This window comes from Kamptonema formosum PCC 10802, from assembly GCF_000332335.1.
Classification (GTDB): Bacteria; Cyanobacteriota; Cyanobacteriia; order Cyanobacteriales; family Oscillatoriaceae; genus Oscillatoria.
The window spans coordinates 6,704,549-6,717,835 of the sequence record NZ_KB235948.1 but is presented as its reverse complement, the minus strand read 5'-3'; the positions used below and the strand labels follow the sequence as shown (position 1 = coordinate 6,717,835).

Here is a 13,287-nt window from a genome sequence, read left to right as displayed (position 1 = left end):
TGCAGATGGGAGCGGGAGCGTTGATATGCTTCCCTTTGTGTGGGGGCGGGTTTAGAAATATTCTCGGCTTTCCCGATACATTGCTAGTGAACCCGCCCCTACAAACCTTTCCACACACAACAGATGCGAGCGGACATGATATCAACCCTCGACACACTACTCCTCGCCCATCTCAACCACCGGCCTTGCGATATCCGTAATGCGACTCGCCGGCACCGACACTCGTAAAGCCGGGAAATCCGCAAGGGCAAACCGTTCCACTCTCACTCGCGCCACCCCCAACCCCGGTGGCTCTCACCGCCGAAAAAGTCGAACCCCCGCGATACCCACCCGACAAAAGTTTTGTCCGGGTGCTTTCCCACGTTTAACTGATCTAACACCTGGTTGGTAGCCTTTATCGCCCGCCGCAGCGCCCAGCGCGTCTGCGCCAGCACCACCAAGTCCTCCATATAGCAAACATAAAAGCAGCCCATTTCAGCCATCTTATCTTCTGGCGGCAACAGGAACAAAGCACCCATGCGTGGGAGACAGGGGACATCCCAGGGATATCCCCTCTTGGATAATTGCTTAGTTGTCCCACCGGCACATCCATCCCCGCCCAAACAGCTGCCCAAAGCACAACCTCATCACACTGTACTGCGATAGCGCAGCACAATATACTGCTTATGTACCAACGAGTATAAAATAGCACCGGCTTGTGATATTTTAAAAATTGTACAGTGGGGCTTTATCTGCAAAAACCCACCTCAGCCCCTGAATCCCGCCCACAAGCAAAACCCGCTTTCCACCACCAGCAATAGCTTTTAGCCATTTTACCAGAACATCTCGCCCCGTGCCGGTGCTGCCGGTGGCACCGGAACAAAAGTCGCAATTATTTACTCGGAAACGAGCTTTTGAGGTGGGGTGCCGGTAGGGATTCCCGTACCTAAAAAGCGATTTTTGGCCAACTTTCGGCCACTTTACCTTAAGAAAATCTTAAGTCAACCGTAGGCCGGCTTTAGAGCGATTGCAGCACAAGCGCAATATATTGTACTGCAGCTGTACCGCCAGCGTGCGCTGCGCCTGTCTGTACAAGTATAAAATTACACCGGCTCGCGCTATACTAAAAGTTATCTTTGCGGGACTATTGCCAAAATGCTGGGAATGCCCCAGAATCCCGCCATTGGGGAAAACCTGCTTTCCCCTGACCGGCACATAACGTGCGGGCACCTACCGCAACCCCCTCTGTGCCGGTGGCGCACGCTATGTGCCGGTTTATAAAATCACTGTTTAGACAGCGAGAGGGCCAGAAACCGGGAATCTTGCTGCAGTTGTGGGGGCCGGCTCACCCAAAATGGCGAAGCGCCGGATCTCAGCAAACCCGCCCCTACTGACCGCCGGCACACCACAAGAAAGCCGATTTCTCGGGACTTCACGTTTTCTTGATAACAGACCTCTAAAGGCTGGCTTATAAAAGTTAGATGACGCGATGTGATATTCTAGTCTGGGGAGGATAATATCATGATACCTGTTACTGCCCTCAATCATGCAGTGCTTTACGTGCGCTCCCTAGAGCGCTCGATTCAATTTTACAAATCTGTTTTTGGCTTCGAGGAAGTCGCTCTCATGCAAGGGAGGATGGCATTTCTGCGAGCTGCAGGTTCCAGCAACCACCACGATTTGGGGTTGCTGGCGCTGGGGGATGACGCGCCCTCCCCACCACCAAGAGCAGTCGGTCTTTACCATTTGGCGTGGGAAGTAAAGACCATTGAAGATTTGGCGAAAGCTGCAGAAACTCTCAAACAGCTTGGCAGCTTCACTGGTGCCAGCGACCACGGTGCGAGCAAATCGGTTTATGCAAAAGATCCGGACGGACTGGAGTTTGAAATTCTCTGGCGAGTTCCCCGCGAAAAGTGGGGTGAGTTTGAGCGTAAAGCGATTGTGGCACCGCTGAATCTGCCCCTGGAGCTGTCGCGGTACGGTAGCGGGCGCGGAGATCCAGGAATTCCTGGCGCATCTAGTTCGCACAGTTAAACGTTTTTTTCGGAAAAGCCGGTGGGAGCGAAAGGGGAGAAAGTAGCCTAGCAACAGGCGTCGCGCCTGTGCCAGTGGCGTCCTGCCATTTGCCGGTAGGGCTAAAGCCCAACTACAAACTTTTGGGCTAAAGCCCAACTACAAACTTTTGGGCTAAAGCCCAACTACAAACCTTTGGGCTTTAGCCCAACTACAAACCTTTGGGCTAAAGCCCAACTACAAACTTTTGGGCTAAAGCCCAACTACAAACCTTTGGGCTAAAGCCCAACTACAAACTTTTGGGCTAAAGCCCAACTACAAACTTTTGGGCTAAAGCCCAACTACAAACTTTTGGGCTAAAGCCCAACTACAAACTTCATGCCGGCATGTTTCGGAACCGGCATTCTTGGCGCTTTCTGGAAATCCGCCGGCACTTTACCTAACCCAGTCCCAAACGCCGCTTGACTTCTTAAGCGCGGAATTCCCCCTTCTGCTTTCAAGGAAGCCCTTGATTCTTGCAAGATGGCGATAAATTCAGGGTTCATGCAGAGGCTGACTGTCTCTTTATCGGCATTTCCAACCGGCATCAGTGCTGCCACAGGTTGACCGTCAACGCTGAGAATCAAGGGTTCCTGACCCATATCCCGCACGTGCCAGTGATGCTGTTGCTTCGGCGAGTTCAAGTTTTTTCATAAGTCTACTAGCTTATTGCCAATCTGTACGTGGTTAGGCAGGATGGGCAATGCCCATCCCATAACCTAAGAACCCAAGTTCATCGCTGTATCCCCAAAGTCCTCAGCATTTGTTGGAAACGAGAGTCCAGCTTAACATTTGCCAACTTATCGGGAGGGAAATTAGTGATAAAATCTAGGGCTGCCTTCAAGTTGATATTAATAGCCCGCTCTCCAAGTTGTTTGGCGAGGATCTGGTAATTCTTGGCGCAGGAGGTATGCTGCAAGCGGGAGCCCACATCAGTGTCCTTTACCAGGCTGACAAAGATAGTAATGTGCTTGTCTTGCCACCGGCTTATCAGATCTTCATAAATCGGCTCTGCGAAACGGGATACGCCGTAGGGGTTTCCCATCCGGCACATCGTTAATACCCTGACATACTTTTTCACCACACTGTCTGGAACATCCCCGCTGTCTGGAACAAGTGCGCGGACCCGACGTGCCGGTGACAGCTCGTTGTAAAAGTTGTCCCAGCCGTTATGTGACTCCAGCAGATCGTCGAGAGCCGCAGTAATTTCAACAGCCAGACTTCCTGGCGAAAGATACGCAAGGCCATCTACCAAATCCAGAAACTCCCGCGCTAAGCTGGCTCTGGAGACTTCCCCATTTGCCGAAAACGATTCGTACTTCAGACCAGCGTCATACCGCGCATCGTCAGAGCAGACTTCCCACACCTCTTTCGCTACTAATTGGATATTGTTTCTCGTACTAGCCCCCAGCTTCGGATCTGTGTACATACCAAACATGGATCGCAAAAGTGACCGTGAAAGATCGTCGGGTAGCTTTTGGACTGCCTGTGCAATAGCTGGAACATTATCTTTCGACAAGTCCTCCTCCCGCAGGCTTCGCAGGAGCTTGCGCACTTCGAACGCAGGCTGCTCTGGTTCTTTCCCAAGAACCTCTTTGATGCAAGTTTCAAGCCAGCTAGCAAGCTGTAAACCTGTCAGCTCGTTATGGTTCGGGTGCGCAGCACTGGCGTAGTTCCGCATATCCCGTATGTACTCTAAATGCCTGTACCCGATCTCACTAATGATTCCTGTCTGTTGGCACCCCTTAACAAGCACCCAGTCATCTAAATCTTTGAGTTCGCTCTCATCTTTAAAATTTTTACGGCGTTCCGTATCCGTAACTACACTGTCGTAAAAATATTCAAGATCGAACCGAGCCACCTTTTCCCGAAGATTGCGAACGGTTTCATTCCAGAGGTAATTAAGGGCCGCGTCGAACAGACCCACAGCACACGCTGCAATGAACTTTGAAATATACATAGAAGCCGTGCGCTGGCTTGGGGTCAGGTCTTCTACGACAGCTGGCAGGTTGTTGATGACCAGTCGCCTTTCCTTCATTTTAACAAGAACAGATTCCGCAGGCAGATCCAGGAAAATGAGATAGTCAGACAGCCCTTGAGATAACTGATCGAGATCCGGCACAATTTTTTCTGGCTGATAAGGTTGCATCTCTGAAGACACGAGTTAAAGCCTCCCTTTTTGTTGCTTTTAATCTATCAGCTTCACAAGTCAATAGGCTTGTTAAGCCGGCTGTGTTGAATTTCAGCCTATGGAAAATGCAACGCCGGCGAATCATTGCCGCGCTCCATCCCCCACTACTCTGGTTACTACATCTGTAGTATAGCAGTTCGCACAACCGGCAAACAAGTTTCTCGGCACCAGGCCCGCCAGAGCACTGTCCTGTGTTCCCAGAACATGCGCAACACGGTATTTTTGCCCGGCTCGACTGAGTGAGCTAGGCACATCAAAACCGAAAATATATAAATTGTTTAATCGGAAATCGCCTCAGCTTTCGCTTCCGCACCGGCCTGACTGCTTCCCAGCAAATCGAGAGCAACTTGCAGGGCGCAAGCCACTGCTACCAAGGCAATCAGCACCACCGGCGACAGGCTCACCCCAGCAACCGCCAGAACCAGAACAAACGCCGCAGATGCAATGCGATAGGCGGACAAGATTTTGCGCCGGCGTGCCGGTCCGAGGCTGCAAGCGATCGGGTGGGTGACTCCCAGAGAAACCAAGCACAGCGCCTTTAGAGCACTAGGCACTTAGGTTCGTACATTTCGGCCTCTTTTGCACCCCCCCACTCCTGCTCCTATTGTCCTAACCCATATTACTACTGGGATATAGACGTAGGGGAGGCGTAGCGCTAACGCGCCGCTGCGCTAACGCCGGGCCTGAAGGTCTAATGTTCTAACCTAAGTGCATACTGCTATATCAGCGGACGCGCCGCCTTGATATGATATCCCGCCAGGAGATACTGGACAATCAAAATCCCGCAAATGGAAACGTAAGACAGGGCTTGCGCCGGCTGAACTCTCTTCTAAACCGTGATGCACATTCACCGCCAGCACCGAAATCGCCACCATTTGCAGCAATGTCAGCAGCCGGTGCCCCAAATCGTCCGTATCGAAGCGGGTGGCGTAGAAAGTTGCCCCAATCCAGGACCGCCACACCGGCACGAATAGCAGCACGCACTCAAAAAAACCCGACACCGAGACGTGCTTGCTGAGATAGTGAGCCACTTGAGACACAGCCGCCACAAAAATCAAGTCATAAAACAGTTCCAGCCAAGTGGCGCGTCGCTCCTCTTCCGTCTCTCCCACAGTGCGCAACCGGGGAGGCTGCCACAAACTTTTTGTCATCCTGTGGATCTCCGCATCTCGCTTCCAAACTCGTCAGGCGGCAACAATCGCTTGACTTTGAAAAAATTATAAAGTTTAGGGGCACCGGGCGTGGGGCATGGGGCATGGCGGCGGGACTGGGGGCATTGGGCATGGGGCATTGGGTTAAGTATCAACTTTTCTGCTAAAACCTAACCCCTAACCCTTAACTCCTAAGCTCTAAAACCTAACCCCTAACCCCTAACCCCTAACTGTTTGAGCCAAACCGAGAGCGGATAATTTCCCATCGCTCCCCGACAGCCGGCACTTGACAAAAAGCAATCTATATGTTATAAAAAAGACTGGAACCTCTGCCCCAACCGCACATCTAGGGGCAGCGGCAGACCCGTAACCGTCCGAGCCAACGCGACTGTTACCGGGATGTTTGCCACCTTGGGCGTGATCTGTGCAAGCCACCCACCCGGTAGGGCTAAAGCCCAACTACAAACCTTTGGGCTAAAGCCCAACTACAAACCTTTGGGCTAAAGCCCAACTACAAACCTTTGGGCTAAAGCCCAACTACAAACCTTTGGGCTAAAGCCCAACTACTAACCTTTGGGCTAAAGCCCAACTACAAACCTTTGGGCTAAAGCCCAACTACTAACCTTTGGGCTAAAGCCCAACTACTAACCTTTGGGCTAAAGCCCAACTACTAACCTTTGGGCTAAAGCCCAACTACAAACCTTTGGGCTAAAGCCCAACTACTAACCTTTGGGCTAAAGCCCAACTACTAACCTTTGGGCTAAAGCCCAACTACTAACCTTTGGGCTAAAGCCCAACTACAAACCTCCCCAGTTCCGCCTGCAGTCAGGGTGCAAGTCAGTCGCAAAGGGCAGTCTGTCGCCCAACTTCAGGACATCTACCCACTAAAAATTACCTGACTCAACAGAATTTGGTTGGGGCTGGCACCTTCAGTCTCCGGAAAGGGATAAGGCTCGACTCTTAGCCCCTGGCAGGCATGTTGAGTGTTCGCCCCACCCCAAAACGACAACACCAAATTTACCGCATCCCGTGTGTCCTATGCAACCACCACCCGAGGCACTCTACTGCAACGCCCTCGAACCCCTAGTCGCTGAAGAAGTGCACCGGCAGCTTGAGAGTTTGCCGTCCCAGCTGGTTCCATATATCAAGCCGGCAGAAGTGATCGCCTACGCTCTCAATCGCCTGCCTCCATTCTACGCCACCAGTGAGGAGGGATGGCAGCAGCTACAGAACCGCGCTAAAACTCAGCTGATGCCTAAAATCATCCAGGCTGTGCGTCAAGGCTTCGCTGCTGTCCGGCGCGACCCCTTGAAAGTTTCAACTCCCCTGAAACACAAATGAGATCGGGTGCATCTTGTAGAGACGCGATCTATCGCGTCTCACCCCCCTTCTTCCCGAGCGGAAGGAGATGGAGAGAGAAATTATTTATAATATTATAACAAATAATCTTAACTTTGTCGAGGAATGAAACCGTGAGCTACCAAACAGCCAAACAGCTGCCCATTCCCCCCCATTTCGACCCCCGCAAAGTGGGAGAAGTCTGGCGAGTGCCCTACCAGCAGCGGGCAGGAGAAGCCCAAAACTGGGCAAAACAGCACGGCATCCCACCGGCATCCAGCGACCAAACCCGCATTTGCCTGCTGGCGATTGACGTGCAAAACACCTTCTGCATCCCCGAATTTGAACTGTTTGTCGCCGGCAGGTCCGGCACCGGCGCTGTGGGTGACAGCCAGCGGCTGTGCGAATTCATCTATCGCAATCTGGGCGCAATTACCGCCATTGCCGCCACAATGGACACCCACACCGCCGCCCAAATCTTCCACCCCATCTTCTGGATTAATGGTGCCGGCGAACACCCCGCCCCCGCCACCGCTATCACCCCCGAAGATCTGCTCAGTGGCGTCTGGAAAGTAAACCCCGATGTTGCGGGAAGCATTGGCCTCGATGCCGCTGAGCTGGAAAAACACGCCCCGCACTACGTCAAAACATTGAGTGCCGGTGGCAAATACCCCTTGATAATTTGGCCGTATCACTCTATGCGGGGAGGGATCGGTCACGCCCTCGTATCAGCGGTTGAGGAGGCGATGTTCTTCCACAATATCGCGCGTCACAGCCCAACTCTTTTTGAAATGAAAGGCAGCAATCCCCTTACCGAGAACTATTCCGTTTTGCGTCCGGAAGTTTTGCAGGGTCACGACGGACGCCCAATCGCTCAGAAAAATACTCGTTTCATTGAAAAATTGCTGGAATTTGACGCTGTGATTGTTGCCGGTCAGGCCAAAAGTCACTGCGTTGCCTGGACCGTGGGGGATTTGCTGGCGGAGATTGCCGCGCAAGACCCCAACTTAGCGAAAAAAATCTATCTTTTGGAGGATTGCACAACGCCTGTGGTGATTCCGGGTGTGATAGACTTTACGGAGCAAGCGGATGCGGCCTACGAGCGCTTTGCCGGTGCCGGCATGCATATTGTGAAGTCTGCCGAGCCAATTGATACCTGGCTAGACATCCGCTAGCGAAGACGGGCTTCCTAATCTAAAATCCGTTTGCATCCATATTGTTTATATGACACCCCAATCCTCTGCGAGCGATGCTTTTGTTGTGTGATAATCAGATTTACTCCATGATAGTTGCCAATTAACTAACCGTAATTCATCTCATGTCCTGCCGGCGAGCTTGGAGATGGCAGCAATCACCTGAGCCGGGTCCACCGGCTTGGGCAAGTGCAGCTCAAAACCAGCCGCCAGGGCATCCCTGACATCAGACTCCCTAGCATACGCCGTCAGCGCCACAGCGGGGATGTGCCTCCCGCCCTGCGACTCCAAAGCCCTCACCTTGCGGAGCAGCCAATAGCCATCCTCACCCGGCATAGCGATATCGCTCACCAAAACATCTGGGGGAGACTGGGCAATCGACTCGAGCGCAAGGACGGCACTAGCCACCGCCTGCACTGCGCCCCCGCCATTTTCCAGAGCGGCGTGGAGAAACTCCCGCGTGTCAGCCTCATCATCCACCACGAGAATCCGCAACCCCGACAGTGGGGCTGCCGGTATGGCGCTCTCCAAGGGCACCGGCATCTCATCCCCGACGCCCGACGCCCGACGCCCGACGCCCCAATCCGCAACCGGCAGCCTCACCGCAAACGTCGCCCCCTGTCCCAAACCCGGACTGGCAGCGCTAACCGTTCCGCCGTGCAGCTCCACCAAGTGGCGGACAATCGCCAGCCCCAGACCCAGCCCGCCGTAGCTTCTAGTCGTGGAGCTGTCCGCTTGGCGGAAGCGGTCGAACACGAAAGGCAGAAAGCTCTCAGAGATCCCCATGCCGGTGTCACTCACCTGCAGCTGAACGCAGTCACCGGCAGCTTCGAGGCGGACAGTCACCCGCCCCCCAGAAGGAGTGAACTTAATCGCATTCGAGAGCAGATTCCACACCACTTGCTGCAGGCGGTCCGGATCGGCCCAGACCACACCGGCTCGATGGGCGAGCTCAGTCTCGATCTGTATCCCCTTAGCCTCCGCAGCTTGGCGCACCACATTCAGAGCCGCTTCAATCGAGCCCGCCAGCTCCACAAAGCGCGGATTCAGCTTCAGCTTGCCCCGAACGATCCGCGACACGTCCAGCAGGTCGTCAATCAGCTGAGTCTGCAGCCGCACGTTGCGCTCAATCGTTTGCAGGGCTGCCCTTGTCTTTTCCTCACTCAGCTTGCGTGCCAGCAGCATCTGCACCCAGCCCAGCATGGGATTGAGCGGCGAGCGCAGCTCGTGGGAGAGCACCGCCAGAAACTCATCCTTCATCCGATTTGCCGCCTCAGCTTCCGCCCTCGCCGCCCGCTCCGCTTCGTACAGGCGGGCGCGGACAATCGCCCCGGCGCACTGCTGCCCCAGAGCGAGCGCCAGAGCCCGCTCCTCGGAGCTGAACTCCCGACTCTCGCTGAACGACAGACCGATTGCCCCCACCGGACATCCTTTCACCAGCAGCGGGATGCTAGCGAAGGCGCGGTAGCCGGTGACGGTCGGGAGCGGGGCCAGGTGCGGGTAGCGGGCGCTCAGCACTTCCAGACTTTCCAGAAACACCGGCTCTCCCGTCCGCACCGCTTCTGCCAGCGGCACCGGCGAACTGACACAGAACCTGCGCCAGGAGTCCAAAATCTCCTGCGGGTAGCCCACAGCCCGCACCACCTCAAGGGCAGACTCTCCCTCCGCCAGCAGCGCCATCGAGCCGGCACATGCCCCCAGGGCGGCAACCCCCTGACTGACGGCCACTTCAGCCACCTGTGCGGCAGTGAGAGCCTCCGACAGTGCCGAAGTAATCTCCTGCAGGCGGGCAACGCGGTGGGCTGCCCGCTCGGCTAGCTCTCGCGCCTCCTGAGCTTGCCGGTGCGCCCGGGCGCTGTCTATCGCCAGACCGGCCCGGCAGGCCAGTTCCTCAGCCAAAACCAGGTCCGCCTTTTCGTACTGGCGACCTGACTGAGCCGCTACAAAGGCAATCGCCCCAAGCGTTTCTCCGCGAGCGGCGACCGGCACAACCATCGCCGATTTCAATTGCAGCTCCTGCAGTTCCCGCAGGTGTTCCGCGTCGCGGGCGACTTGCTGCAGCAGCCAGTCGGGAATCGAGGAGTGCAGCTCGGAGGTGCCGGTGCTCACCACAAAGGCCACGCCGCTCCCTGCCGCGCCGGCAGGATGCCGCTGCCCCCCATGCCTGTCCTCGCACCCTGAACCTGTGCCGGTGCCGGCCACTGCGACCTGACACAGACCGCCGCTCTCAACCACGTAAACGGCACACCAGTCAGCGATTTCCGGCACCACCAGCTGCGCCAAGCTCAACAGAGTCGTCTCGTAGTCCAGGGAGGAAGCCAGCACCCGGGAAGCCTCCGCAATAAAGGCGAACCGCCGCTCAGACTTCTCCGCTGCCGACCGGATCGCCTGCTCGCGGATGAGTTGGGCGCGTTCTTCCTCAGCTTTTTTCCTCTGGGAAATCTCGCGAATGATGCCTAGCCCCCCGACGATTTCACCTGAATCGCTGTGCAGCGGAGAGTAGTACGCTTCAAAAAATCCCTGCCGGCCAGTCTCAGGTATATTGTAAGGCCGGTCGCTGCTGATTTCTCGCGCAGCGTTCGCGTGTTTTCCTTGGAGAACTTCAAAGAAATACTTGTCTTCGCCGATTTCTTTCAAAAAGGGGAAAACCTCGAAAGCGCATTTGCCCAACACCGAAGCCTTACTCATCCCTGTAAGTCTTTCCATTGCCCGATTCCAGACGGTGTACCGGCACTCTCGGTCAAACGCGAGAATTCCGTCAAAGCTGCTGTTAATTAGTCTTTCGGAAAAGTCTTTCTCTCGCCGAATTTCTTCTTGGGCTCGCTTGATTTCGGTTATGTCGCGGCTGACTATCAAGCCGTACTGGATTGCGCCGTCACTGTCCAGTTCCGGAACGACGCGAGATTGGTAGGTGCGCAGTCCGCCGGCGGTGGGAGCTTGAAATTCTATGGACTGTTCCGCACCGGTTTGAAATACTTTGAGCAGGGTTTCTTCCCAGAGCCGGCACAGTTCATCTGGAAAGCCGGTGTCGAGACAGTGTTTGCCGGTGAGGGCTTCTTTTGGCATTCCTGTTGCCCGCTCTACGGCTGGGTTCACATATACGTAACGCAGCTGTCTGTCACAGCGAATAATTATATCAGGTGTGTTTTCAACTAGCGCTTTGAATTCCTGCTTGCGGCGGAGCAATGCTTCCTCTGCTTGCTTGCGCTCGCTGACGTCGCGCTGCACAGCTACCCAGTGGGTGTGCCAGCCGCCAGAGTCAGCCACCGGCACGACGCTCAGTTCCACCCAAAACTCGGAGCTGTCTTTGCGGTAGTTGATTAGCTCAACGCGCACCGGCTGCCACTGCTTGAGCGCTGTCCGGATTTTATCGAGTGCGGCGCGGTCGCTTTTTGGCCCTTGCAGCAGGCGGGGGCTTTTGCCCAAGACGTCCTGACGGGTGTGGCCGGTCATGCGGGTAAAAGCGTCATTGACGTAGATTATTCTCGGACCGGGTTCGCTCACTGGTTCGGCTTCGGTAATCACGATCGCGTCATTGGCGTTCACGACGGCTGACTCGAGCAGCCGCAGCCGCTCCTCGGTCTGCTTGCGCTCTGTAATGTCGTAAAATGCGGCGGCAGCGGCGACGGGAACCCCAGCGCGATTGCGAATGGGAGCGGCGCAAAAGGACAGAATTCCCCAAGTGCCGTCGCCGCGCTGGATTTTCAGCTCGATGCCGGTCAGCGCCTCCCCTGTCCTGATGGCGCTCTGCAGTGGCAGGTTTTCCGGTTCGCACGGTCGCCCGTCGGGATAGTAGGCGGGCCAGTCCCTGTACTGTTCAATGCTGGCTGGCGTTCCGCTGGTGCTGTTAACCTGCCGGTAGATCGCCTCTGTCTGCTGGTTGGCGAAAATCAGCCGTCCCGAAGGGGCCTCGGCAATGGTGACGCCGAGGGGCATTTGCTGCAAGACGGCTTCTAAAAGCCCCCGCTCGCTTTCTAGCTGTTCGAGCAGGAGCTGGCGCTCTGCATCGAGGAGCTGCGCTTTGGCGATTTGCTCGGTTAGAGAGGCGTTGGCTGCTGCTAGCTCGGCGGTTCGCTCCTCAACCCGTCTTTCTAATTCGTCGTTGGCGGCTTGCAGGGCCTCTTGAGCTTGCTTGCGGGCCGTGATGTCGCTCCCCACACCGAGCATGCGCGCGGGGGAGCCGGTTTCGTCGCAAAATATCTGTCCTACTCCCGCTATCCAGTGGGTGCTGCCGTCCGCCCAGAGGATGCGGAATTCGATGTCGCAGTTCTCTCGCCGCTCAACGGCGCGGGCGATGGCGCTGCTGACCAATTCCCGGTCTGCCGGATGAATGATGTTTAGGAAGTCGGCAAAGGTGCCGCCAAAACTTTGCCTTGAGTGGGTGCCCGGAGCCATGCCGTGTGCTGCTTCTAGGCTGTCAGACCACTTGACGGAGCCGGTGAGGATATTCCACTCCCAGATGCCGGTGCGACCGGCGCGCAGGGCTAACTTCAGTGCTAGGTCACTCTGTTGCAGCTCCTCCTGTGCTCGCACCCGGTCGGTGACGTCCTGAACTACGGACAGCACTGACACTAAATTGCCGGTTTCGTCTAGCAGCGCTGAGTTGTGCCACTGGCAGTGTATCACTCCGCCATTTTTCGTGCTGTTTCGATTCCGCGAAATATTTTGCTGTTCTAGCCCGCTGCGCAACCGGGCGATGGCCTCGCTCACCGCCGGCCAGTCCTCTGGCACTACGAATGACCACTCATCCGGATGCAAGCCGGTTACTTCGTCCGCCCGCCACCCGAAAAGGTTTTCAGATCCTCTGTACCAGAGCTTCACTCGAAAGTCGCCATCCCACTCTATGACTGCCAGCGGCGTGTTTTCCAGATGGAAGGTCAGTTTTTGGAGTGCGGTGCGGACTTGCTCTTCGGACTGCTTGTCAGAGGTGATGTTTTGGTATTCCACGCTGCGGGACCCTCCTGATAAGGATATGTGCGCACTGCTAGCCACAGAGTTGGCGGCGTGCCGAACTGCTCAAATTTAATGGAAACCAGCCGGTGGCTACTCTGTTTATTTCCTGGAGTAAATTAGGCGCTCTGTACTATATCCTATTATTTTTATTATCGGTTGCTAGCACCCAGGCGTCTTACGGCGTCGCGCAGCAAGAATGATTGAGGGACGCCCACAAGAAGCCCTCACCCCATGCCCCCTCTCCCACAAAGATGCGCAAAGGCACGCTTCGTGACCCCCCCCACAAAAGCTCCCGCTGCGGAAATATCCGTTTAATTGCTAATGTTTATATATTATGAATTTTACTCTTTTTCCATTGCTATTGTCGTCCTTTTACGGGGGCGGTTTATTATTAATAATAATCAATAAGACGTAAATAGCCGCCGGCCAG

At 55.3% G+C, this 13,287-nt stretch carries 9 protein-coding genes; 3 read left to right on the top strand and 6 right to left on the bottom strand.

Translation table 11 applies throughout. The annotated features are described in order from the left end of the window. Window positions 1-263 precede the first annotated feature (263 nt). Window positions 264-518 (bottom strand): RNA-dependent RNA polymerase family protein, encoded by a 255-nt coding sequence (locus tag OSC10802_RS0129585; RefSeq protein ID WP_017720399.1) that lies wholly within the window; start codon window positions 516-518, stop codon window positions 264-266. Window positions 519-1,500: 982 nt separating this feature from the next. Here OSC10802_RS0129585 and OSC10802_RS0129580 point away from each other — a divergent pair. Further along, entirely contained in the window at window positions 1,501-2,013 is a 513-nt protein-coding gene (locus OSC10802_RS0129580; protein WP_044170227.1) for a VOC family protein, read from the top strand. Between the two features lie 335 nt (window positions 2,014-2,348). On the opposite strand, the gene OSC10802_RS0129575 is transcribed toward OSC10802_RS0129580, so the two are convergent. The 4 genes from OSC10802_RS0129575 to OSC10802_RS0129560 all read right to left on the bottom strand — a co-directional run bounded on the left by OSC10802_RS0129575 (window position 2,349) and on the right by OSC10802_RS0129560 (window position 5,373). Then, complete coding sequence (locus OSC10802_RS0129575) at window positions 2,349-2,675, bottom strand: hypothetical protein (RefSeq protein ID WP_044170226.1); 327 nt, start codon at window positions 2,673-2,675, stop codon at window positions 2,349-2,351. 89 nt (window positions 2,676-2,764) lie between these two features. Continuing rightward, the gene (locus OSC10802_RS0129570; protein WP_026098927.1) at window positions 2,765-4,192 is read right to left on the bottom strand and encodes a hypothetical protein; all 1,428 of its coding nucleotides are present in this window, start codon (window positions 4,190-4,192) and stop codon (window positions 2,765-2,767) included. 308 nt (window positions 4,193-4,500) lie between these two features. After that, window positions 4,501-4,776, bottom strand: a complete 276-nt coding sequence (locus OSC10802_RS0129565; RefSeq protein WP_017720395.1) for a hypothetical protein — start codon at window positions 4,774-4,776, stop codon at window positions 4,501-4,503. Window positions 4,777-4,926: 150 nt separating this feature from the next. Next, window positions 4,927-5,373, bottom strand: a complete 447-nt coding sequence (locus OSC10802_RS0129560) for a low temperature requirement protein A (RefSeq protein ID WP_026098926.1) — start codon at window positions 5,371-5,373, stop codon at window positions 4,927-4,929. A gap of 1,038 nt (window positions 5,374-6,411) precedes the next feature. Between OSC10802_RS0129560 and OSC10802_RS42415 the strand changes: the two genes are divergently transcribed. Next, window positions 6,412-6,714 carry a late competence development ComFB family protein gene (locus tag OSC10802_RS42415; RefSeq protein ID WP_017720394.1) on the top strand — a complete coding sequence of 101 codons (303 nt, stop codon included), beginning with the start codon at window positions 6,412-6,414 and terminating at the stop codon, window positions 6,712-6,714. Window positions 6,715-6,845: 131 nt separating this feature from the next. Beyond that, the gene (locus OSC10802_RS0129550) at window positions 6,846-7,886 is read left to right on the top strand and encodes a cysteine hydrolase family protein (RefSeq protein ID WP_017720393.1); all 1,041 of its coding nucleotides are present in this window, start codon (window positions 6,846-6,848) and stop codon (window positions 7,884-7,886) included. A gap of 141 nt (window positions 7,887-8,027) precedes the next feature. Here OSC10802_RS0129550 and OSC10802_RS45490 read toward each other — a convergent pair whose 3' ends face one another. After that, window positions 8,028-12,851: a PAS domain S-box protein gene (locus tag OSC10802_RS45490; protein WP_052334341.1), complete on the bottom strand. Its 4,824-nt coding sequence runs from the start codon at window positions 12,849-12,851 to the stop codon at window positions 8,028-8,030. Window positions 12,852-13,287: the final 436 nt, after the last annotated feature.

Coding starts and splice junctions, on each gene's coding strand:
- OSC10802_RS0129585 (WP_017720399.1), bottom strand. CDS start 518: ATGGGTGCTTTGTTCCTGTTGCCGCCAGAAGATAAGATGGCTGAAATG.
- OSC10802_RS0129580 (WP_044170227.1), top strand. CDS start 1,501: ATGATACCTGTTACTGCCCTCAATCATGCAGTGCTTTACGTGCGCTCC.
- OSC10802_RS0129560 (WP_026098926.1), bottom strand. CDS start 5,373: ATGACAAAAAGTTTGTGGCAGCCTCCCCGGTTGCGCACTGTGGGAGAG.
- OSC10802_RS42415 (WP_017720394.1), top strand. CDS start 6,412: ATGCAACCACCACCCGAGGCACTCTACTGCAACGCCCTCGAACCCCTA.